17 protein-coding genes and 3 pseudogenes are annotated in these 19,759 nt (G+C 60.7%); 11 read left to right on the forward strand and 9 right to left on the reverse strand.

Annotated features, from left to right (window positions below):
• Positions 1–554 precede the first annotated feature (554 nt).
• Together NKJ15_RS30950 and NKJ15_RS30955 are read left to right on the forward strand one after the other, a co-directional pair.
• Positions 555–1,124, forward strand: coding sequence for a TetR/AcrR family transcriptional regulator (locus NKJ15_RS30950; protein WP_352473463.1), 570 nt, complete (start codon positions 555–557; stop codon positions 1,122–1,124).
• Between the two features lie 49 nt (positions 1,125–1,173).
• Complete coding sequence (locus tag NKJ15_RS30955) at positions 1,174–2,091, forward strand: oxidoreductase (RefSeq protein ID WP_352473462.1); 918 nt, start codon at positions 1,174–1,176, stop codon at positions 2,089–2,091.
• 713 nt (positions 2,092–2,804) lie between these two features.
• Here the strand turns inward: NKJ15_RS30955 and NKJ15_RS30960 are convergent.
• From NKJ15_RS30960 to NKJ15_RS30980, 5 genes and pseudogenes are all read right to left on the reverse strand, one after another.
• Positions 2,805–2,917: pseudogene (locus tag NKJ15_RS30960) on the reverse strand (alpha/beta fold hydrolase); the annotation flags it as partial.
• A gap of 3 nt (positions 2,918–2,920) precedes the next feature.
• Positions 2,921–3,733 carry an SDR family NAD(P)-dependent oxidoreductase gene (locus NKJ15_RS30965; RefSeq protein ID WP_352473461.1) on the reverse strand — a complete coding sequence of 271 codons (813 nt, stop codon included), beginning with the start codon at positions 3,731–3,733 and terminating at the stop codon, positions 2,921–2,923.
• A gap of 34 nt (positions 3,734–3,767) precedes the next feature.
• Positions 3,768–4,274: an SRPBCC domain-containing protein gene (locus NKJ15_RS30970; protein ID WP_352450990.1), complete on the reverse strand. Its 507-nt coding sequence runs from the start codon at positions 4,272–4,274 to the stop codon at positions 3,768–3,770.
• Between the two features lie 3 nt (positions 4,275–4,277).
• On the reverse strand, positions 4,278–4,877 hold the full coding sequence (locus NKJ15_RS30975) for an NADPH-dependent F420 reductase (RefSeq protein WP_352473459.1): 600 nt from the start codon (positions 4,875–4,877) through the stop codon (positions 4,278–4,280).
• 62 nt (positions 4,878–4,939) lie between these two features.
• Positions 4,940–5,674, reverse strand: a complete 735-nt coding sequence (locus tag NKJ15_RS30980) for an SDR family NAD(P)-dependent oxidoreductase (RefSeq protein ID WP_352473458.1) — start codon at positions 5,672–5,674, stop codon at positions 4,940–4,942.
• Positions 5,675–5,950: 276 nt separating this feature from the next.
• On the opposite strand from NKJ15_RS30980, the gene NKJ15_RS30985 reads away from it, so the two are divergent.
• From NKJ15_RS30985 to NKJ15_RS33130, 3 genes and pseudogenes are all read left to right on the forward strand, one after another.
• On the forward strand, positions 5,951–6,847 hold the full coding sequence (locus NKJ15_RS30985; RefSeq protein ID WP_352502130.1) for a LysR family transcriptional regulator: 897 nt from the start codon (positions 5,951–5,953) through the stop codon (positions 6,845–6,847).
• 508 nt (positions 6,848–7,355) lie between these two features.
• Entirely contained in the window at positions 7,356–7,943 is a 588-nt protein-coding gene (locus NKJ15_RS30990) for an NAD(P)H-dependent oxidoreductase (protein WP_352772071.1), read from the forward strand.
• A 96-nt stretch (positions 7,944–8,039) separates the two neighbouring features.
• Positions 8,040–8,204: pseudogene (locus tag NKJ15_RS33130) on the forward strand (GMP synthase (glutamine-hydrolyzing)); the annotation flags it as partial.
• 646 nt (positions 8,205–8,850) lie between these two features.
• Here NKJ15_RS33130 and NKJ15_RS31000 read toward each other — a convergent pair.
• Together NKJ15_RS31000 and NKJ15_RS31005 are read right to left on the reverse strand one after the other, a co-directional pair.
• Complete coding sequence (locus NKJ15_RS31000) at positions 8,851–9,501, reverse strand: TetR/AcrR family transcriptional regulator (protein WP_352473455.1); 651 nt, start codon at positions 9,499–9,501, stop codon at positions 8,851–8,853.
• A gap of 101 nt (positions 9,502–9,602) precedes the next feature.
• Complete coding sequence (locus tag NKJ15_RS31005) at positions 9,603–9,791, reverse strand: hypothetical protein (RefSeq protein ID WP_352542047.1); 189 nt, start codon at positions 9,789–9,791, stop codon at positions 9,603–9,605.
• Here NKJ15_RS31005 and NKJ15_RS31010 point away from each other — a divergent pair.
• Complete coding sequence (locus tag NKJ15_RS31010; RefSeq protein ID WP_352473452.1) at positions 9,790–10,683, forward strand: NAD(P)/FAD-dependent oxidoreductase; 894 nt, start codon at positions 9,790–9,792, stop codon at positions 10,681–10,683. The genes NKJ15_RS31005 and NKJ15_RS31010 overlap by 2 nt on opposite strands.
• 1,117 nt (positions 10,684–11,800) lie before the next feature.
• On the opposite strand, the pseudogene NKJ15_RS31015 reads toward NKJ15_RS31010, so the two are convergent.
• Both NKJ15_RS31015 and NKJ15_RS31020 read right to left on the reverse strand, forming a co-directional pair.
• Positions 11,801–12,133 (reverse strand): annotated as a pseudogene (locus NKJ15_RS31015) (hypothetical protein); the annotation flags it as partial.
• Complete coding sequence (locus NKJ15_RS31020; protein WP_352819527.1) at positions 12,051–14,120, reverse strand: N,N-dimethylformamidase beta subunit family domain-containing protein; 2,070 nt, start codon at positions 14,118–14,120, stop codon at positions 12,051–12,053. The gene NKJ15_RS31020 and the pseudogene NKJ15_RS31015, both read right to left, overlap by 83 nt.
• 199 nt (positions 14,121–14,319) lie before the next feature.
• Between NKJ15_RS31020 and NKJ15_RS31025 the strand changes: the two genes are divergently transcribed.
• From NKJ15_RS31025 to NKJ15_RS31045, 5 genes are all read left to right on the forward strand, one after another.
• Positions 14,320–15,093: an SDR family NAD(P)-dependent oxidoreductase gene (locus tag NKJ15_RS31025; protein ID WP_352473450.1), complete on the forward strand. Its 774-nt coding sequence runs from the start codon at positions 14,320–14,322 to the stop codon at positions 15,091–15,093.
• Positions 15,094–15,173: 80 nt separating this feature from the next.
• Complete coding sequence (gene hisD, locus NKJ15_RS31030; RefSeq protein ID WP_352502137.1) at positions 15,174–16,496, forward strand: histidinol dehydrogenase; 1,323 nt, start codon at positions 15,174–15,176, stop codon at positions 16,494–16,496.
• Between the two features lie 15 nt (positions 16,497–16,511).
• Positions 16,512–17,534 (forward strand): zinc-dependent alcohol dehydrogenase, encoded by a 1,023-nt coding sequence (locus NKJ15_RS31035; RefSeq protein ID WP_352772073.1) that lies wholly within the window; start codon positions 16,512–16,514, stop codon positions 17,532–17,534.
• Between the two features lie 31 nt (positions 17,535–17,565).
• Entirely contained in the window at positions 17,566–18,297 is a 732-nt protein-coding gene (gene hutC / locus NKJ15_RS31040; protein WP_352502138.1) for a histidine utilization transcriptional repressor HutC, read from the forward strand.
• A gap of 227 nt (positions 18,298–18,524) precedes the next feature.
• A complete protein-coding gene (locus NKJ15_RS31045) occupies positions 18,525–19,526 on the forward strand; it encodes an ABC transporter substrate-binding protein (protein WP_502896457.1) in 1,002 nt (333 codons plus the stop codon).
• Positions 19,527–19,759 lie beyond the last annotated feature (233 nt).

The following is a 19,759-nucleotide window of genomic DNA, read 5'->3' on the forward strand; positions in this document are numbered from 1 at the left end:
CCGAGCCGATCCCGAATCGCCGAAATTCCCTTTTGAAATCAAGAGCGCAGATTTCTGACGGATCGCAGAGTCGGTTCTTTAGGGCGTGCAGAAAAGTTTGTGCTGCCGCGTCAACGCGTTACGATGGCTCAAAACGATCGAGTGGGAGTGAGGGGAGCGTAGTTTCGGATACTTCGGGAAACTGTGTCGTAGTGTAGGCGGCTCACACATCTCGATAGATACCGAATAATGTCCGCTTGTGGTGCCGTTCACGCTTTTGGATTGGTCAGGGCTGGGCGTGCCATCACCTGCTCTCATCGAAGTAGGCATGATGATGCCTCGGGGACTGCAATCAAGGCCCTGAATCCAATGCATTTCCCTTTCGACAGACATCTCGATCCCCACTGCGTCCCTTATTGAAAAGGCAGCCGCAGCCTCATGGTGTGTGCCCACACAATCTTCATTCGAGCTTGGTCGGTATGGACCGCGAAAGATGCGGGGCTGCATCCCTTGACCAATCTCATGCCATCCCCTATTATTGAGTATCCACTCACTCAATATCGTTAGACGGAAATATGGCGCGTCCCCTCAGTGAAGAAAAGCGACAGGCACTGCTCGATGCAGCGGCCAAGTTCGTCGCCAGCCTGGGCACAGGCGCGTCCACGGCCAAGATCGCAAAGGCTGCTGGCGTGTCTGAGGGAACGCTGTTCACTTACTTTCCAACCAAGGACGATCTGCTCAACCAGCTCTTTCTCGAGATCGAGGCCGACTTGGTAGAGATGATGCTGGCGCCATATCCGGCGGACGCCTCCGCCAAAGACCGACTATTCGCGGTCTGGAACCGTCTGATTGACTGGGGACTGGCTCACGCCACGGCGCGCAAGGCCCTTCGTCAGTTGAAGGTGTCGGATCGCGTGACAGCGGAAAGCCGGAACCGGTGTCACGCCATGCAGCGGGATGCGCGGACGATGGTGGAGGAGTGTCTCGCCGGCCATGCCGCGCCTGACAGGATCGCCTTCTACATCGATACCATTCTCTTCGACTTGGCCGACATCAGCATCAACGCGGTCACAGCCAAACCTCAGGAAAGTGACGCCATCCGGCAGGCCGGGTTCGACCTGTTCTGGAAGGGGTCTGCCGCCTGAGTTTTAGCCCATAAATGAGTATGTAGTCACTCATAGATAAGGATCGAAAATGTCGAATTGCAAGGGTTGCACCGAAGCTAACGTTCCCAAGCAGACGGGAAAAAGCTTCATCGTCACAGGCGCCAACGCCGGCGTCGGGTTCGAAATCGCGCGGGTGCTTGCCGCCAGGGGCGCGCGCGTCCTGCTTGGCTGCCGCGAGCAGACCAGGGCGCAGGACGCCATCGCGCGGATCAAGCGGATCACGCCGAATGCCGATCTCGTCTGGTTGCCGCTCGACCTCGGTGACCTGGACAGCGTTCTCACCGCAGCCGAGATCGCGGCGAAGGAGCCACGGATCGATGCACTCATCAACAATGCCGCGATCATGAATCCGCCGCTGACGCGCACGAAGCAGGGGTTCGAATCGCAGTTCGGCGTCAATCATCTCGGCGTGTTCGCGCTCACCTCGCTGCTCCTGCCCAAACTGACGGAGACGCCGGGATCGCGGGTGGTCGTGACCTCGAGCATCGCGCATCTGAAGGCCAAGATCGACTGGGACGACCTCAACGCCGACAAGAGCTACATCAAGACCGATCGCTACGGCGGCAGCAAATTGGCGAACGCGCTGTTCTTCTTCGAACTGGATCGTCGCCTGCGCGCGCCGAAGTCACCCGTCACAGCCATCGGCGTTCACCCTGGCGTCGCCAATACAAGTCTTGGCCGCCACATGGGGATTGTCCAGATCGCAGGCCCAATCGTCGGCCTGTTGCTCAATAGCTCCGACAAGGGCGCGTGGCCGGCACTTTTGGCTGCGACCGGCAAGGTGAAGCCCGGAGGCTATTACGGTCCCACCGGCCTTGGCGGAATCCGCGGTGTAGCCGGCGAAGCAAAGCGCGCGCCGCATGCCGAAGATCCCGCGCTTGCGAAGCGGCTCTGGGACGTCTCCATCGCCATGACCGGCATCGATCCAGGCTTGCCGGCCACCTGACTTCACGGCGACACGGTGCGTCAGGCCCTCGTGTAGGCTTGCTCTGGGGCGCGGATTGGACGAGCCTCGCCCGGGCGACGAAACCTTGCTATAAGAGACATGACGGTACTTTTCCGCTGTTAGCGGAGCGGCTCCCAGCCGCTAAAAATCGGTTCTCAGAGGCAATCGACCTCGATAGATGCCGGAATCATGCGAAAAATATTCAGTGAAAAATCTGTTTAAAATCAACAGCGTAGATTTTTGACAGCCCCCATGTCGGCTTATTGTCATCTAAACTGAGAAATTTCGAGGGAAATCAGATGCTTATGGTCCGTCCGAACAATCGAGTGGGAGTGAGGGGGCGTGCGGTAGAGTAGGTTGGAGTACTGTGGGATATATTCGGAAATTGTTGGTCAACGATAGGAGGCGATAGTTCGCGGGCGATTCTGCAAGAACAAGCAGCCGTTTTGCAGGTCGGCGATAGACCTTCGATTATGTGTAGAGATGCTCAAAGGGATCGATCCACCGCGCCGTTCACAGCACATGCTTTGGATTGGGATCGGAGCGCCGATCCAATTCCTCGGACAATAGACATCATGTTCCGTGGATTTGTATCATGGTCTAAGCCCCGGGGCGGGACCAACGAGACGAGCACACAGCCGCCGAGCACAGCGGGGACGGCGCCGTAGCTGAATACGTTCTCGTGCCTCGCATAGTTTCAGAGTGCTCCCGCAAGCGTGGATCGTGCGCATGCCGTGCGCCAGATCCCTGTAGACTTAAGCGTGCCATGCTTCAGCAGCTTGGCCGACAGCGGACCCGAGTTGGCGAACGGCACAATTTGGTCGTCCTGCTACGCGACGAAGCGGACCACGCCACCATCCACCCGCAAAGCCGCGCCGGTGGTCGCCGAAGCCTGCTCCGAGCATGTGTAGATGATCATGTTGGCCACCTCATCGGTGGTCGCGAAGCGGTGGATGAGGCTCGTCGGACGCATCGCCTGCAGGAAGCCCTGCTCGGCTTCGTGCTGCGTGATTCCATTTGCGTCAGCCTGTTTCGCCATGAAGTTGCCCAGGATCTCAGAGCGGGTAGGTCCCGGCAGGACGGCGTTGACGGTGACGCCCGTGCCCGCGACCGCCTCGGCAAGCCCGCGTGAGACCGCGAGTTGAGCGGTCTTGGTCATGCCATAGTCGAGCATTTCCTTAGGGATGTTGACTGCGGATTCGCTACTTATGAACACGATGCGGCCCCAGCCTTTCGCCACCATCCGCGGCAGGTAATGACGGCTCGCGCGCACGCCACTCATTACGTTCAACTGGAAGAGGTCAAGCCAGTCCTCATCGGGGATATTTGCGATATCCTCGACGCCGTTGTAGCTCCGGATGTGTGCTGTACCGACGTTGTTCACAAGGATATCGGCGTCAGGCGCATGCGCGATCAAGGCCTTTGCCCCCTCCGCTGTCGCAAGATCAGCGGCGATACCCGAGATGTCGCTGCCGGGGAAGGCCTGCCGCATCTGCCGCACCGCCTCATCGACCCGAGCGTTTCCACGGCCGTTGACGACGACCGATGCACCGGCACGTGCCAACCCCTCCGCCGTCGCGCGGCCGATACCGGCGGTGGATCCGGTAACAATGGCCTTGCGGCCTTTGAGTTCGATATTCATCTCATTCATCTCCAAAATTAAACAGGAAGCGCAATCAATCCACTGTCGTCTTCGCTGTTTCCGCCTCCGCTGCGTGGGCGAGGCTTTCGACCCAGTCTTGGTGATACCGATAGAGTGCGCCGGGATGTTTGCGCCCGAGTTCATCGAGGAAGAAGGGGCCCTGCTGCGTTTCCTCGGTCAGCACATGGCAGCCATGGTCCGTAGGCGTGATGACCCAGCCATGGTATGCGCTTGAGCCGGTCTCGTCGCCATCAACTGTCGTCGCCCATGCGAGCCTGCGAAGGGGCTCGCATTCCGTCACGACCAGACTCATCGGAAATCCAACCGTCACACGGCTGTATCGCGTTCCGAGCGCCAGTTCCGGCTCCCCCGTCAGAATCTTGACCTGATCCTCGGCGGGAAAGTAGCTCGACCAATTCTCGGCTTCGACGAGCAGCTTCCAGACCGCTTCAGGCGGCGCCTTCACGTCAATGTCGTTGAGTGCGTAGATGGCCGACGTTTTCGGATCATATCGCTCGGGCCAAGTCACATGGTCGTACATCGATTACTGCTCCTTCTTGAACAAATCCTGGAAGATGAGCTGGCCCCAAGTGCGGCCGCGCGCGTGCACCAGCGCGCCACCCTCGTTGAGCTTTCCCAGCTTGACGGGTGCGAACCCGAGTTGTTTGGCCAAGGCCGCCACGGGAGCGGTCGCGTCCTCGTCGTCGCTCGACAGAAAGACGACACGGTGCCCGCCCTGGACGATCGGATCGGCAGCCAGAGAGGCCGCACCCAGATGATTGAACCCTTTGACGAGCTTGGCGCCGGTGAACGCCTTCGCGACGAAGGCGGAGGACGGGAGACCGTCCAGCTCTTCAGGCACTGGAAACGCGTTCATCGCGTCGATGACTGTCTTGCCTTCCCAGCTCGGCAGAGCCTTCGCAACCTCGCGATGCTCCCCGAACGGGACTGCCAAGATGATTGTGTCGGCCTCGAGTGCATCCCGCAGCGACTTGGCGACTACCGTGGGTCCAATCGCCCGAGCCTGCGGCGCCAACGCCTCGGGCGGTCGGCGGCTCGCGACGGCCACGTCGATGTTTTTACGGGCGAAGGCGTGGGCGAGGGCCTGGCCTATCTTACCGAATCCTACAATTGCGTAGCTCATGATCTTCTCCGATCCGTGTTGGTATTGATTTCCCCGGCCTTCAACGGCGCTGGGTTAGCGCGTCAGAGTTGCGCAAGACCGCCGTCAACGGCGACCTCGCTGGCAGTCATGAAGCTGCTGTCCGACGACGCGAGAAAGGCCGCCGCCGCCCCGATCTCCGCCGGATCGGCCATGCGCTGGAGCGGAGTCATCGAGGCGAAGACCTTCTGGCCCTCCTCGCCTAGCGCTTCCTTCGCTAGCTCGGTCGCAGTGGCCCCGGGCGACAGCACGTTTACCCGGATGCCGGTGCCCTTTAGGTCCTCCGCCCAGGTCCGCGCGAGGTTGCGCACTGCCGCCTTGCTCGCGCTGTAGGCGCTCATCCCCGGGGCGCCCGTGGTGCCAGCGCTCGATCCGGTCAGGATTATCGAACCGCCCTCGCTCATCAGCGGCAGCGCCTTCTGGATCGTGAAGATCGTACCCTTCACATTGGTGTCGAAGGTTTCGTCAATGTGCTCGGCGGTGATCTCGCCGAGCCGAAGCTGGCTTCCCGCCCCGGCATTGGCAAAGACGATGTCGAGGGTTCCACGCTCGGCCTTCACCGCAGCGTAAAGTCGGTCGAGGTCGGTCAGATCGGAGACCGAGCCCTTCACCGCGCGGGCATTGGGCCCGAGGTCGGCCACAGCGGCGTCGAGCGCTTCCTGCCGACGGCCGAAGATGAAAACGAAGGCGCCCTCCTCGATGAAGCGCTTTGCTGCGGCGCGGCCGATGCCGGTAGCGCCGCCGGTGATGACTGCAACCTTCCCTTCAAGCTTTCCCATGACTTATCCTTCCAGGCCTTCGCCTTTGGTTGTGCGGGGACACCCCCGAGAACCTCGAAATGGGTCCGCCGGCGTCAGTTGTTGAGTGCGGAAGCGCGCACATCGGTGGTGCGAAATCGATCCGGCTGGGCGACTGACGCCAGCCGCGACGATCGGCGTCCGCCGTTCGGAATTGAGCTGCGCGCGTCGACATAGGCTATGATGACCGCCCGTACTGCTGTTCGATGTGTTAGATACGGGCTTTGGAAGGCGCACCGCGCGGTGCCGGATTGCACCATGATCGACTGGGATGACGTTCGCTACTTTCTTGCCGTCGCGCGCGGAGGCTCGGTGCGGGCCGCCGCCGAGCGCCTCGGTGTGAACCACTCGACCGTGCTGCGACGTGTCGCCCAGCTCGAGGAACGCCTCGGGGTGCACATGTTCGAAAAGCTGCCTTCGGGCTACCGCCTGACGACTGCGGGCGAGGAGGTCCTCGAGTTCGCGGACCAGATGGAAGTGTCGTCGCACCTGCTGGAGACGCGGGTCTTCGGGCGCGACCAGAGCGTGCGCGGGCTTCTGCGGGTGACGCTGGCACCGCCCCTCGCGACACACCTGCTCATGCCGGACTTCGCCGACTTCGCGCGTCTGCATCCGGACATCGAGATGGAAATCTTGTCGTCCGGCGAGCTGGCAAATCTGACCAACCGAGAGGCCGACGTCGCGATCCGCGTCGTCTACGACCGCAAAACCCTGCCGCTCAATCTTCACGGCCTGAAGGGACCGGAGCTGTTCGGCGGCGTCTATATGTCCTGCGATCGACTAGCCGCGTGGCGTGCGGGCGCACCTGATCCCATCCGGTGGATCGTCATAAGCATTCATGGAATTCCGGAATGGGCCAGCGAGGGTGAGGTTCGCACCACGGCGGTTCCCTTCAGGACCACGGACGCCGAGGCGCAGATCGTTGCTGTACGGCAAGGGCTCGGGATCACGACACTGCCCTGCTTCGTCGGCGATGCCGACCCCCTGCTGGCGAGGGTGCCGGGCACCGACCTGCACATGTACGGAACGCTCTGGCTTCTCACGCAGGGGGAGACACGCAAGACGAAGCGCGTACGGCTCTTCACGGAGTTCGTATCCCGCAGGCTCGCCGCGTACGCGCCGCTTCTCGCGGGGCTGTCCATATCGCGCGACTGACGCCTGGCAGGTCGCCGATGGCGCTGTCTCGAGCGGTCGGCGGCCGTCAGAAAGAAATCGACCGATTGATACCGATAGTCGCCAAAACGAGCAAATCGTGGACCGTCGAAATTGGTGTTTGAAATCAAGAGCGCAAATTTCTGACGGATCGCAAGAGGGTTCTTCGTCATGCGCAAAGGATTTGCGATAGCCAAATCAGCGAGTTACCATAGCTATGAACCATCGAGTGGGAATGAGGGGGAGTCTTAGCGAGCTGCCGAGAGCAGAGTGGCGGAAGCGATAATACCCCGGCAGATGTAGGCGATTGTCCTTGCATGGTGGCCTCTAGTCCCTCAAGGCGACGAGAAGGGCCATTCTCGGCGTTGAAAAACAATTGCTCTTTGAAGACTGTGGCGCGTACAGCTATTTCGAAATCCCATGATTGCTATGAGAAGCTTTGCCCGAGCACCGCGCCGCACGAATGATGACGCGCAGCGCAACCAAATTGGGGAGGATTCAAAATATTAGTATGCGATGTTTGATTGTCACGGCTCATCCACTCAATCCAAGCCTTTGCCAAACGCTTTCGAACGCAGCTATCGACACCCTGGTGGATGCGAAGCACCAGTGCCGACATGTTGATCTGTATCGATCTGGCTTCTTCCCGGCTCTTACACCGGCGGAGCGTGCGAGCTACTATTCCGGATTCGAGACCACAGAGGTAGCTAAAGAGATTGAGGATCTTCTCTGGGCCGAGACTATCGTCTTGATTTTTCCCACGTGGTGGTTCGGACCTCCAGCTATATTGAAGGGCTGGTTCGACAGGGTATGGGTGCCTGGTATTGCATACGATCACGCAGCCGATCTTGGTGCCATGCAACCGCGACTTCGCCAGTTAAGGAAGGTGGTTGCAATAACAACTTTGGGCTCACCTTGGTGGGTCGATTGGCTGATCCTCAGGCGGCCAGTGCGGCGTGTTCTCAAGACAGCTATTCTGAATACCTGTGCTCCTCAAGCCTCGCTTACGTTCCTTTCATTTTACAAGGTTGAAAGTCTGCCTAGGCAAGGCGTCGATGCTGCGATAAATCGCATTAGATCAACGCTACAGCGTCTATAGCTAAGCCCCGTCACAATGCTCCTTTTCCTTGAAGGGCGCACGTAGAGCAATGCCCGTGGGGACAGCGCGGCTCGTGACCGCTGCCCTTATCGGTATGTACGCGCATCACCACCGGTAGATGGCAGCACCGCGGATATCTACCGTCACGACATGGCATTCCTGGGCGCAGCCGCCACCGGCATCATCAACGAGGTGCGCGGCATCAACCGCGTCGTCTATGACGTGACGAGCAAACCGCCAGGCACAATCGAATGGGAGTGAGGGAAACGGCGATGATAGGCGGCTCTAGCGTAGAATTTCGCAGAAAATACAATGATTTGCGGGCAGGGCAGACTGCTAGCCAGGGCACCTTATCAATGCAATTGACAAACCTATCAAATCATTGAAATAGTTAAGTTTATCGGAGCGCCTGGCGCGGCTCGCAGCTTGTAGCAGATCACTCTGACGGTACTTTTGACGGTACTTTTCGTATCCGACAGAGCATTCTAAAAAGTACCGTCATTCGTTTTTGGGATTTGACGGTACTTTTCTGTGCGTCAACGCTTTGAAATATAACGAAAATTGCCCGTACCATGACATTTCTGCGCTGACGGAACTTTAGTTATCGACATACATAGTTTCAGCTTTGGCTGCGGTACCGATCGATGTTCCGGACCCGATAGCATATCGTCGGATGGCACCGTCGCATCACCTATCAAATGTTGTCCCGACTGCTGCCGGATCTGCGATGGAGAGAAGCGTCGACCGCATCCAGGCGGGAGCTTGGACCGCGGTAGATGCGAGCGTCTTTTTGTCGTTGGGAGAAAGATGAGGTGCCGCGATCTGTGCAAGCTCGGCCGCGCGCCGGCCCAATATGACGAAGCGCCTGGATACGGTCCCGGCCAAGCTGCCCGGAGCAATCAAATGCTTATCCGCCCGCGTGGTCGTTGCCACCGTGCGCGGCGATGAACATGGCGATGGCCGACCGGCAATAGGATTCGATTTCGTTGTCGTCTTCTGCTCTCGCCTGATCGAAGCGTGCGATAATCAGGAGATCGGATCCTTTGAAAAGCGCGGCAAACAAGCGGGCGGACCGGAGAGGATCGGGCACGTTCAGAACCGCCTTCGCGTGCAGCTGGCGCAACAGGGCCTCGATTTGGGCGATGACATGGGCGGGGCCGGCTTCGTAATGGAGCTTGCTTAACGACTTTTGATTCGTCTTGTCGGCCATGACCATGGCTTCGACACTGCGGACGTCTGATCTCAACAGCGTGCGAAGCAGTGATGATCCCACCGCCATGAGCTGATCGTCGACCGAACCGTCGACGCCTTCAAGAAGGGCCTGTGGTGCAAACAACTGATGGCAGCCGGCCGCGATGGCCGCGCTGTACAGCGCCTCCTTGTTCTCGAAGTGCCGATAGATGCTGAGCTTGGATATCTTCGCCCGCTGGGCGACCTTGTCCAATGTCGTCGCTTGAAAACCCAATTCCACAAAGAGTTCGCAAGCGGCGTCGAGTATCGTTTGGCCAAGCGCCTCGTTGGCGGGCCGGCCGCGCCGGCCCTGGCTGTTTTCGGTCACGACAATTCCAGTCCTTGACAGTATCCTAATTCTTGAATTACGATACCATGTAGTTTCCGAAATGTGCAAGCTAGCGGGTGGATTTCAACCTGTCCTCCAAATCAAGTTTCCCCGGGCCGCCCGGCGATATCGAATGCGGCATTGTCCGGCCGGCCAACACAGTGATGGGCGACTTTCTCGCCGATGCCGAAGCCCTGCTCGCTGCCCGTCTCGAGCGCGTATCGCTGGACGATATTTCGCGCCAGGCCCAGCCCACTCCCCTCCATCAACAACACGGAGCCCATCACCATGGATGACGTCATCATCATCGGCGGCAGCTTTGCCGGTCTCGCCGGCGCCCTGCAGCTCGGCCGTGCCCGCCGCAAGGTCACAGTTCTCGATACCGGCCTGCCGCGCAATCGCTTCGCCGGCCACTCGCATGGCCTGCTCGGTCACGATCACAAGCCACCGCTGGACATCCTGGCCGAGGTGCGGCAGCAGCTGGCGCGTTATCCCACGATCAGGCTGGTCAGTGCCCGGGCCGACAGCGTCTCCGGCGCCATCGACGATTTCTCCGTCCTCACTGGCGATGGCGAAAGCCTTGGGGCGCGGCGCCTGATCCTGAGCTATGGCGTCGCCGACCAGATGCCTGATGTTCCGGGCTTTGCCGAAAGCTGGGGCACGTCCATCGTACCCTGCCCCTATTGCGACGGCTTTGAGGCCGCCGGCCAGCATTGGGGCCTCGTCTGGTCCGGCCCGCAGTCGCACAATTATGTCAGGCTGTACCACGATTGGACCGACACGTTGACGCTCTTCGCCGATGGTCACGACATTCCACCCGATATCCGGGCCGATCTGGCGCGCCGCAACATACCTGTCGTCGATGGCCGGATCACCGAGATCGCCCATCACGGGGGCCATATCGCCACCGTCAATCTCGATACCGGCCGCAATGTCGCGGTCGACATCCTGTTCGCCCATCCGCGCAACAAGCCGTCCGCAAGCCTGCATGAATCACTGGGCCTCGCCACGGTCGATACGCCCCTCGGCATCGCACTCAAGGTCGACGAGCGCCGCGAAACTAGCATTCCCGGCATCTACGCCGCCGGCGACCTCGCCAACCCCCTCATGGCCTCGGTCACCCTGGCAACATCGCATGGCGCGACGGCGGGTATCTCCGCCCAGCAGTCGATGCTGGTTTGAGAGCACAGATTCCCTTCTCCGGTTGCCGCGGGCTATCATATTCTGAAGGTTGCGGGCCGGTGCCACGGAACGCGGGGCCCCTCTCCCCTGAGGGCCTTGGCCGCCTGAGCACCGTCATGTGTCCGCCGCTCCGCTAAACACGGGGGCTGCGCGGCGGACACGCCAACGTCAACGCAATGCCACGCCATTTTGCAGAACTTGACGCACACAACTCTCGGAGCGGGTGGGTCTTGAGGTGTCCAGTTTATGCTGCCGGGAGTGTCCAGTTTGCACTGCCAGCGGTATCCAGTTCACCTACAAACGGAGAGGGATGGCGCTTGGATGACGCTGCCGCGGCGGGTCGCGTTGTGGCGCGCTGTGCTATGAAAGTTAGTGACGGTACTTTCTTGGTTCGCTGTGAAACCCACCTGAGTTGCCCAAAGTGGGTCGGGAAAGGCGATCGACTTCGATAGATGCCAAAACCGCACAAAAAATTTTCGTGCTATTTTTCCATTTGAAATCAAGACTGTAACGTTTTGACGGCCCATGGGTCGGCTTCTTGCGCGGCAACGAATAAAAAACCTAGCTATATCAATGGCCTAACTAGATTTAGAACAATCGAGTGGGAATGAGCTCAAATTCGGTCCGACGGACGTTAGGGTGTCGGGTGGGTTGTGATCAGGCGGGGAACGTACGTCACTCTGATCGCGTCCTCGCCAACCCGGTCGCTGGCCACGAGACGCAGCGTTGAAGTGGCGATGGAGCGCCTCGCCCGGCATCGGCAGCCCGGGCCGGCCCTCGGCGCCAGCGACATAGTCGTCGAGCGACTGCATCATTCCGAACACAAGCTTCGCCATGCACAGGCTCCTATCGATCGACGACGATCCGAAGGGATCGCATTCATTTATACCTCGCCCTTACTTCGTCGGTTCGTTGGCTGCACACATTCTCTGACCTGTTCACGTTGGCCGGTAAATCTGCGCCACCGCGGCCCCCGGAAAGGCTTTCGAGCTCACCAGCTTGAGAGACATCGGCGCGGCGAGTTCGGAGAACAGCGGCAGGCCTTTGCCCAGCGCCACGGGGCCACCATCAGGGCGAGCTGGTCGACCAGTCCTTGGGCGACGAGACTGCGGGCGAAGCTCACTCCGCCGTGGGCGATGATCGGCTTGCCCTCTTGGGCTTTCAACTTCGCGACTTCCTCCGCCAAGTCACCGCTCGCCACATAGGCCTCCGCCCAACTTTCACCACCGGGCTGCAATTTCGCCGGCTGGTTGCGGCTGAGGCAACTGCCGCCCGCCAGGTGGCGAGAGGCATGTGAGACGAAGCCGCTGCACGCCGACTGATTTGATTCCCAAAACCGGATACGGGTCTTTCCGTAACGGCGCCAATCAGCTGGTCGATTTTTCTCGGCCGGGTTCTCCTTTCGTCGCGCCCAGGCGGGTAAGCAGATTGAGCGTGATCCTGCCGACATCGTTCATGGCGCCTGCGGCTGGCAGCGCGCCGCACCAGGCAACCGAGCTTGCCGAAAAGATCAAGCCGCCTGCTGCGAGCTTTCGCAGGGTCATTTCGGCGCAGCGGCGGGCGATGCGTTGCTTATCCCCGCCCTCATACCAGCGCGTCGGATCCTGGAAGAAGCTGTCGGGAAAGCTCGTCGCCCGCGCGATCACGACGGTGTCAGCGGAAGTGCCGAGGGCTGGATCCGTCGCATCCACTTCGTAGCCCGCGGCACCGCCCAGCACCATGCCGTCGGTGCCGAAGGTCGCATTTTCAACGCCTTCGAACAGCCATGCGCATCCTGCTTCATGGCTTTCCTCAGTGCGCGTGAAGGGGCGTGCGCCATCGAAACCCATCAATGAGATTGCACCGCCGATCAGCGAGAATTCGCCTCGGCCGCGGCAGCGGAGATAGCCGCCTGGTTCGTTGGTGATCGACAGCGCCTGTTCGGCGACCGGGCCGTCCCAGGTGCGGCCGGCCTCCAGCGGCGAGCGCCGCAACTCCATCAGGTCGTCCTTGAAAGCCACAGTGGCAGCAAAGCCGTTTCCGCCGAGATAGGCGATGCTGCCGCCTTCGGCTACAAACTGCCGCAGCGCCTGCTCCATCTCGATCGACACATATTCGGGATGACTGCCGGTGACGACGGCTTGATGTCGACGCAAACCGTCTATGCCGCATTCGTGCAACTCGTGATCGGTCATGACGTCAAACACGATTCCATTGTCGTGGCAGAATCGGAGGAAATGCAGATCGACCGGCAAATTGTGTGGGCAGCCGCAGAGCGGATAATCGTAATCGTCCCTGAGCGTCACTTTCGGCTTTTTGTAGGAGCAGATGGAAACACCGCTAAGGTCGGAATGGTAGTCGTAAAGGGATTTCAGATTGTTGGCGATCGCGAAGCGATGTCCCCGGTCGTCGCCTTTCCATTCATAAAGATGATCCGGGAGATATTCGTCCGCATAAGCGAGATAGGTGGCCGTCGGCACGAGATACAACAGCGGCGACGAAACCTGTGAAGAGGTGACGAAGAACACCACGCGTTCGTAGCCACCCTCCCATTCGGCCTGGAACGCGTAGACGCCTGGGTGTGCGTTTTCGGGGATCGTCACGCGGTGCGAGACCGGCCACTCAAGCGGGCCGATGTCGTCGTCGTGGCAATGGATAGCGTCGTAGTGCGACGGCACCAAGCGAGGCTCGAAGCTCGATCCGTCCCAGCGTGCCGAAGTCACGCAGAAGGCTGGCTGATTGATCACATCTAGGAGCAGCGGATCTGCTCCGCCCGACGACAGGATCGGTTGCGTTGGTAACAGCGTCGGGAAATCCCAGGCAACAGTCCCCTGTGGGGTGTCGAGCCGGATCGCAGCAAATTTCGCGTTGAGGGTAGGTTCGTGGTTGGTGGCACTTGCGCCGAAATGGATGCCGTGCGCCTGGAGGTTCCGCGCCGGGCCGCCAAAACCTTCATGGAGTTCGTAAGGCGCGAGACGGTCATGGGATTTGATGCGCAGACGCGATTGTTCCTGCCGCAGATCCAATTCGACGGTGAGCCACACACCAGTTGGCGCCTTCTTCTCGACAAAGGTTTCGTCACCGATTTCCACGACAAATGCGCCGTCGTCGCGGAGGCGCAGCCCGAGGGCGCCTGCTTCCAGGATCGTGCGCGCACCTTCGTTGCGCGTGAGGAACAGCTCGAAACGAATGCCGTGGACGGCTTGTACTTTGGCCAGTTCGCCGGCTCGCACGAACAGGAACGACCCCTGGTCGAAATGCCGATGCCGTGCTTCACCTATCGTTTCGATGGGCCAGGCGAGAAATTCCGGAGCCGGCTTGTCGAGCCGGCAAATTCGTGTGGCCTTTATCGGCCGATCGCATGACAGGCTGAGGTTGATCCGCTGGCCTGCTTTGGCACTCCAGGGGGTGGTATAGCCGACCACGCTCATCGCGTCGTGGTCTACTGCGCGCTTCATCTATCCCCTCCCGATGAACTCCAGATGGGCTGGGGCGAACCGCGTAGACCGGTCCGATGTCGGTCAATGCGCTGCCGCTCTGACAAGCAAAGTTCCGCATGGCGCACTACAGCCATGATGTACATGCTTGTATAGATAAGCTGCATTCGGATAGTCTCGACGCGATCGGTCCAAGCGCGACATTACCAAGGAGGATGACATGCGCAACGCATCTCTCTTCGATCTGTCAGGCAGGAAGGCGCTTGTAACCGGCGCAAGCCGTGGCATCGGGCGCAGCATCGCCGAGGCGCTCAGCGCGGCCGGCGCCGACGTCGCGGTCGCGGCGCGCAGCGTGGCCTCGCTCGAGAAGACGATGGCCGCCATCCGCACCGCCGGCGGGGTCGCGCACGCCGTCGCCCTGGATGTCACCGATGTCGACCGCTGCCGGGCGGCGACAGCCGAGGCCGGCAGCCTGCTCGGAGGTCTCGATATTCTCGTCAACAATGCGGGGGTGGAAGAGGTCCGGCCTTCACTCGATGTCGACGAGGCCTTGTGGGACCGGATTGTCGATACGAATCTCAAAGGCGCCTTCTTCTGCGCCCAAGCCGCCGCGCGGCAGATGAGAGACGCCGGACGGCCCGGCGTCATTATCAATCTCTGCTCGCTGACCTCCGAGGTTGGGGTTCCCACGGCGGTGCCGTACGGCTCGTCGAAATCAGGCCTCCTCGGCATGACGCGGGCGCTTGCTGCAGAGTGGGCCGATCTCGGGATCCGGGTCAACGCCATTGCGCCTGGCTATTTCAGAACAGCGATGACAGACGTGTTCTACAGCAACGAGGCATGGCAGCAATCGATGCTCGCCAAGATTCCGCAGCGCCGTTTTGGTGATCTCTCGGACCTGCACGGAATCGCGGTGTTCCTCGCTTCGGATGCGGCAGCCTACATAACCGGCCAGTCCATTCCCGTGGATGGAGGCTTTCTCGCATCGATTTGAAGGCTTCAGGGGCCGGAGACGTGTCCCAGAAGTGATCGACAAGCGCTAATCGTAATTGCGTTCTAACAAAAGGAGCCGCCATGTCTGACGTCAGCTTCCACCGCCTGTCATCCCTCAGCGTCGATCAGCGGGCCAGTTTACTGAAACGCGCCGAAGGAGATCTGTCTTCCTTCATCGAAAAGGTCCGTCCAATCATTCAGGCCGTCAAGGATGAAGGTGACGCGGCACTGCTCCGGTTTGCACGCGAACTCGACAAAGCCGATGTTGCCGACGGTGGACTGAAAGTTTCGGAAGCGGAGTTCGACGCGGCATTCGACAAGGTCGAAAAGGATGTCGTGGAGAGTATCCGGTTCGGCATTGAGAACATCCGGCATTTCCACGAGGAGCAGCGCCCGGAAACGATGTGGCTCAAGGAAGTTCGGCCGGGCGCCTATGCGGGTGACCGATACACACCGATTGCTTCCGTTGCGCTTTATGTGCCGCGCGGCAAAGGCGCCTTTCCCTCGGTGACGATGATGACCTCGGTTCCGGCGGTGATTGCCGGGGTTCCCCAGATCGCGATTGTGACGCCTGCGACTTCGGATGGTTCCGTCGACGCCGCGACGCTGGTTGCTGCCCGCATCGCCGGCGTGGAGACCGTGTACAAGTGCGGCGGCGCCCATGCGGTCGCCGCCGTCGCCTATGGGACCGAGACCGTGAAGCCTGCCGTCAAGATCGTCGGGCCGGGGAGCCCCTGGGTGGTGGCGGCAAAGAGCGTGTTGTCCCCGATCATCAACACAGGTCTCCCCGCCGGTCCTTCCGAAGCGATCATTTTTGCCGATCACAGCGTCGACGGCGGCTTGGCCGCTCTTGACCTGTTGATCGAGGCCGAGCACGGGCCGGATTCCTCGGCCTACCTAGTGACGCACAGCCGCAAGGTCGCCGAAGCCGCGTTGATTGCGATACCGGAACACTGGTCCAGGATGAGCGAACAGCGTGTGGAGTTCTCACGCGCGGTGCTGACTGGGAAGCGCGGCGGCATCGTGCTGACCGAGTCGCTGGAGGACAGCTACCGGTTCATCAACGACTATGCGCCGGAGCACCTCGAGATTCTGTCAGCGGAGCCATTTGCGCATCTCGGACGTATCACGGAAGCTGCCGAGATCCTCATGGGTCCGCATACGCCGGTGACCCTCGCCAACTTCGTCCTGGGACCCAATGCGGTGCTGCCGACCAGCCGGTGGGCGCGAACCTTTGGACCGCTTTCCGTGACGGATTTCGTCAAGAGATCGTCGGTCGGCTATGTGACCTCGGCGGCCTATCCGGAACTCGCCCTGCATGCCCGCAGGCTCGCCCGCTACGAAGGATTCAGCTCGCATGAGAACGCGGTTTCGGAGATCCGCGATCGCTATCTCGCCGGCTGAGCGGAAACGATGACGATGAGGGCGGCGCGGCTCCATGGACCCGGCGACCTGCGCGTCGAGGATATCGCCGCGCCAGGCGCTCCCGAGCCAGGCTGGGTGAAGCTGAGGGTCGATGCCGCAGGCATTTGCGGTTCCGATCTCCACAACTTCCGCACGGGCCAATGGATAAGCCGATCGCCTTCCACGGCCGGCCATGAGCTGACAGGCACGGTGATTGCCATCGGCGAGGGCGTGGATACCGTCGGTGTTGGCGACCGAGTGGTCGCCGATTCCCGTTTCTGGTGCGGAGAATGCGCGCAATGCCATGCAGGCAAGCGGCATCTTTGCACGTCGCTGGGCTTTGTCGGCGAGATATGCGACGGCGGATTTGCCGAACAGGCGGTCCTGCCCGCACGCCTCCTGCACATCGTCGAAGCCGTGCTTGACGAACGGGTCGCGGCGATGGCCGAGCCGCTGGCTGTAGCGTTGCACGCAGTGCGGCGTCTGCCGAAAACGGCCGGTTCCGTTCTTGTCGTCGGCTGCGGGACCATTGGCGGGCTTGCCGCACTGCTGCTTTCCCGGACATTCGCAGGTACCGTGCTCGTCGCCGACCGCAATCAGGGCCGCTGCGCCCGCGTGGCGCGGGTCACCGGCGCCAGCATCGTCGATTTGAACCGGAACGCCATCGCCGCCGCCACCGCGGATGCCCCCTTGCTCGCTGCCGTCGAAGCGACCGGCAGCATCGCAGCACTCGGCCAGTTGCTCGGCGTTCTCGACGCCGGCGGCACCGTTGCGATGGTCGGCATATTCCACGGCCGCCTCGATATCGATCCCAACATCCTGGTTGAACGCGAAATCGCATTGCTGGGATGCCACGCCTTTGCCGATGAGCTTCCCGACGCCATCCGGATGCTCGGCGAATTGAGCGAGCCCATGGTCGAACTGATCGACCGGGAGATCGGCCTGGATGATGTTCCCGCAGCCTATAAGCGGTTGTTGGCGGGACAGGGCGATGGCTTGAAAACAATCATCCGGATGCGGTCTGCCGGGCGCGTGTGATTTCCGAACCTTGCCGGAAAGGATTTTTGTAATGATCACTTTGCCCGACACCGCCAGCCCTCTTTACGAGAAGGTCAAGGACTACATCCTGACGAATATCGGAACGGGGCGATGGAGCAAGGACCGCAAGCTGCCGTCCGAAAATGAATTCGTGGCGACACTCGGCGTGTCTCGGATGACGGTCCATCGTGCCTTGCGAGAGTTGACCTCTGCGGGTTTTCTGATCCGGCTCCAGGGCGTCGGCACATTCATCGCGCCGCCTCGACCGCAATCCGCACTGATCGAGATCAACAACATCGCGGCGGAAATTGTCGCGCGGGGAAACAGGCATCGCTCCGAGGTTATCGTCCTCGAAAAGATCACGCCGACAAAGGAGCTCGCGCTTTCGTTTGAGTTTGCAAAGCGCGTGTCGGTCTACCATTCCATCGTCGTCAACTTCGAGAACGACCTGCCTGTGCAACTGGAAGAGCGCTTCGTCAACCCGGGCCTGATACCCGACTATGACAAGCAGGATTTTTCCAAGACAGCGACCTACGACTACCTCATGCAGAAAACCCCCGTGACGGAGGTCGAGCACATCATCTCGGCGACCCCTGCCGATGCCGAGACGGCGCGGTATCTGGGCATCGACGTCGGCAGCTGCTGCCTGTTTCTGCATCGCCGGACATGGACGGGCGCCGTCGTTGCCACGATCAGCAAGCTGACTTACGTTGGCAGCCGCTACTCGCTTGGCAGTCGATATTCTCCATCCAAAAAAACCTGATCGCAGTGAAGCGAATCAGAGTCGGAAGGAGGGGGGCTAACTTGTATATGCATGTATGTATTTAGCCTTGACATCCGCTGTTGCTGACGTTGAAGTGTCGTCGCACTTTCGTTGAACGGACAGCTAAGATGCCGAGGCACGGTGCCGCAAGAGCAGAAGCCCGCATTCTCACCAGGCCGGATGTTTGGCTCAAAAAAAGCGGCCTGATCATCAAGGGGAACAAGATGATGCGTAACCTAGCAGGACAATTTCGGGCACTCGTTATGGCTGCTGCCGTCGGGTTTGCCCCGGCGGTCTACGCGGCCGACACGACAATTCCGGCGACGCCTGAGGCAGGAACATTCAAGATAGGCATCGAGCCATGGCTTGGCTACGGCCAGTGGCACGTCGCCGAAGCCAAGGGTCTGTTCAAGGCAAACGGGCTGTCTGACGTGCAGATCGTGAACTTCGCCGAGGACAAGGACATCAACGCCGCCCTGGCGAGCGGCCAGCTCGATGCCGCCAACATCGCGACCCACACGGCTATGGGCATGGTTGCGGCCGGCCTGCCGGTGAAGATCGTGCTTCTGCTCGACGTCAGCATGACGGCGGACGCCATGATCGCCGGCAAGGACATCGCCTCCGTCGCCGACCTCAAGGGCAAACAGGTGGCTTTCGAGGAAGGCACGACGAGCGACATCCTGCTCAAATACGCGCTCGCCAAGAACGGCATGTCCATCGCCGATGTCCAGCCGGTTCCAATGCCGGCGGCGGATGCCGGCAGTGCGTTGATCGCCGGCCAGGTCCCGGTCGCGGTTACCTATGAGCCCTATCTCACCGCGGCCAGGGCACAGAACAAGGACGTCAAGCTGCTCTTCACCGCAGGCGAAGATCCCGGCCTGATCAGTGACGTGTTCGTGGTGCGCGATGAGGTGATCAAGTCGCGTCCCGGCCAGGTGCTTGCCATGATCAAAACCTGGGATGCGGCCCTGAAGGCTTACAATGCCGACACGCCCGACGGCCGGGCGATCATCTCCAAGGCGGTTGGTTCGAGCGTCGAAGACCTCAACACCGCCTTTGATGGCGTGCGTTACTATACTCTCGCCGAAAACAAGGATGCGCTGACGGGCGAATTTTCCACCAAGACATTCGCCGATGTCGAGGCAGCCGCCAAGAACGCCGGGCTGCTTCAGGCGGACGTGACGCCGGAGCAGATGATCGACCCGTCATTCGTCAAGGCCGCGAAATGACGAGGGCCGGCTCGCGGTGGTGACGCAAATGTCCGAGCAGCGTGCGACCAAGCCAAGCCCGTCTCACGCAGCGCCGGGGCAGGTGATCAAACAGCCGATGCGCCGTGGCCCCACCAACGGGCTGGGCGGCCCCCAGCCACCCACGCGCGTGCGGATGTATTAACTTGGGGTTTTTTTAAGGCGCGGCCCCGCCAGGTGGGGGGGGACCGGGGTGGGGGGGGGTAAGCCCCTTT

This window comes from Mesorhizobium sp. M0207 (assembly GCF_040321995.1).
Lineage (GTDB): Bacteria > Pseudomonadota > Alphaproteobacteria > Rhizobiales > Rhizobiaceae > Mesorhizobium.

Excerpts from the sequence above, each read along its gene's own strand:
- NKJ15_RS30975 (WP_352473459.1), bottom strand. The coding sequence starts at position 4,877 with ATGAGCTACGCAATTGTAGGATTCGGTAAGATAGGCCAGGCCCTCGCC.
- NKJ15_RS30985 (WP_352502130.1), top strand. The coding sequence starts at position 5,951 with ATGATCGACTGGGATGACGTTCGCTACTTTCTTGCCGTCGCGCGCGGA.
- NKJ15_RS31025 (WP_352473450.1), top strand. The coding sequence starts at position 14,320 with ATGCGCAACGCATCTCTCTTCGATCTGTCAGGCAGGAAGGCGCTTGTA.
- NKJ15_RS30980 (WP_352473458.1), bottom strand. The coding sequence starts at position 5,674 with ATGGGAAAGCTTGAAGGGAAGGTTGCAGTCATCACCGGCGGCGCTACC.
- NKJ15_RS30950 (WP_352473463.1), top strand. The coding sequence starts at position 555 with ATGGCGCGTCCCCTCAGTGAAGAAAAGCGACAGGCACTGCTCGATGCA.
- NKJ15_RS30955 (WP_352473462.1), top strand. The coding sequence starts at position 1,174 with ATGTCGAATTGCAAGGGTTGCACCGAAGCTAACGTTCCCAAGCAGACG.
- NKJ15_RS30970 (WP_352450990.1), bottom strand. The coding sequence starts at position 4,274 with ATGTACGACCATGTGACTTGGCCCGAGCGATATGATCCGAAAACGTCG.
- NKJ15_RS30965 (WP_352473461.1), bottom strand. The coding sequence starts at position 3,733 with ATGAATATCGAACTCAAAGGCCGCAAGGCCATTGTTACCGGATCCACC.
- NKJ15_RS31035 (WP_352772073.1), top strand. The coding sequence starts at position 16,512 with ATGAGGGCGGCGCGGCTCCATGGACCCGGCGACCTGCGCGTCGAGGAT.
- NKJ15_RS31005 (WP_352542047.1), bottom strand. The coding sequence starts at position 9,791 with ATGGTGATGGGCTCCGTGTTGTTGATGGAGGGGAGTGGGCTGGGCCTG.
- hisD (WP_352502137.1), top strand. The coding sequence starts at position 15,174 with ATGTCTGACGTCAGCTTCCACCGCCTGTCATCCCTCAGCGTCGATCAG.
- hutC (WP_352502138.1), top strand. The coding sequence starts at position 17,566 with ATGATCACTTTGCCCGACACCGCCAGCCCTCTTTACGAGAAGGTCAAG.
- NKJ15_RS30990 (WP_352772071.1), top strand. The coding sequence starts at position 7,356 with ATGCGATGTTTGATTGTCACGGCTCATCCACTCAATCCAAGCCTTTGC.
- NKJ15_RS31010 (WP_352473452.1), top strand. The coding sequence starts at position 9,790 with ATGGATGACGTCATCATCATCGGCGGCAGCTTTGCCGGTCTCGCCGGC.
- NKJ15_RS31045 (WP_502896457.1), top strand. The coding sequence starts at position 18,525 with ATGCGTAACCTAGCAGGACAATTTCGGGCACTCGTTATGGCTGCTGCC.
- NKJ15_RS31020 (WP_352819527.1), bottom strand. The coding sequence starts at position 14,120 with ATGAAGCGCGCAGTAGACCACGACGCGATGAGCGTGGTCGGCTATACC.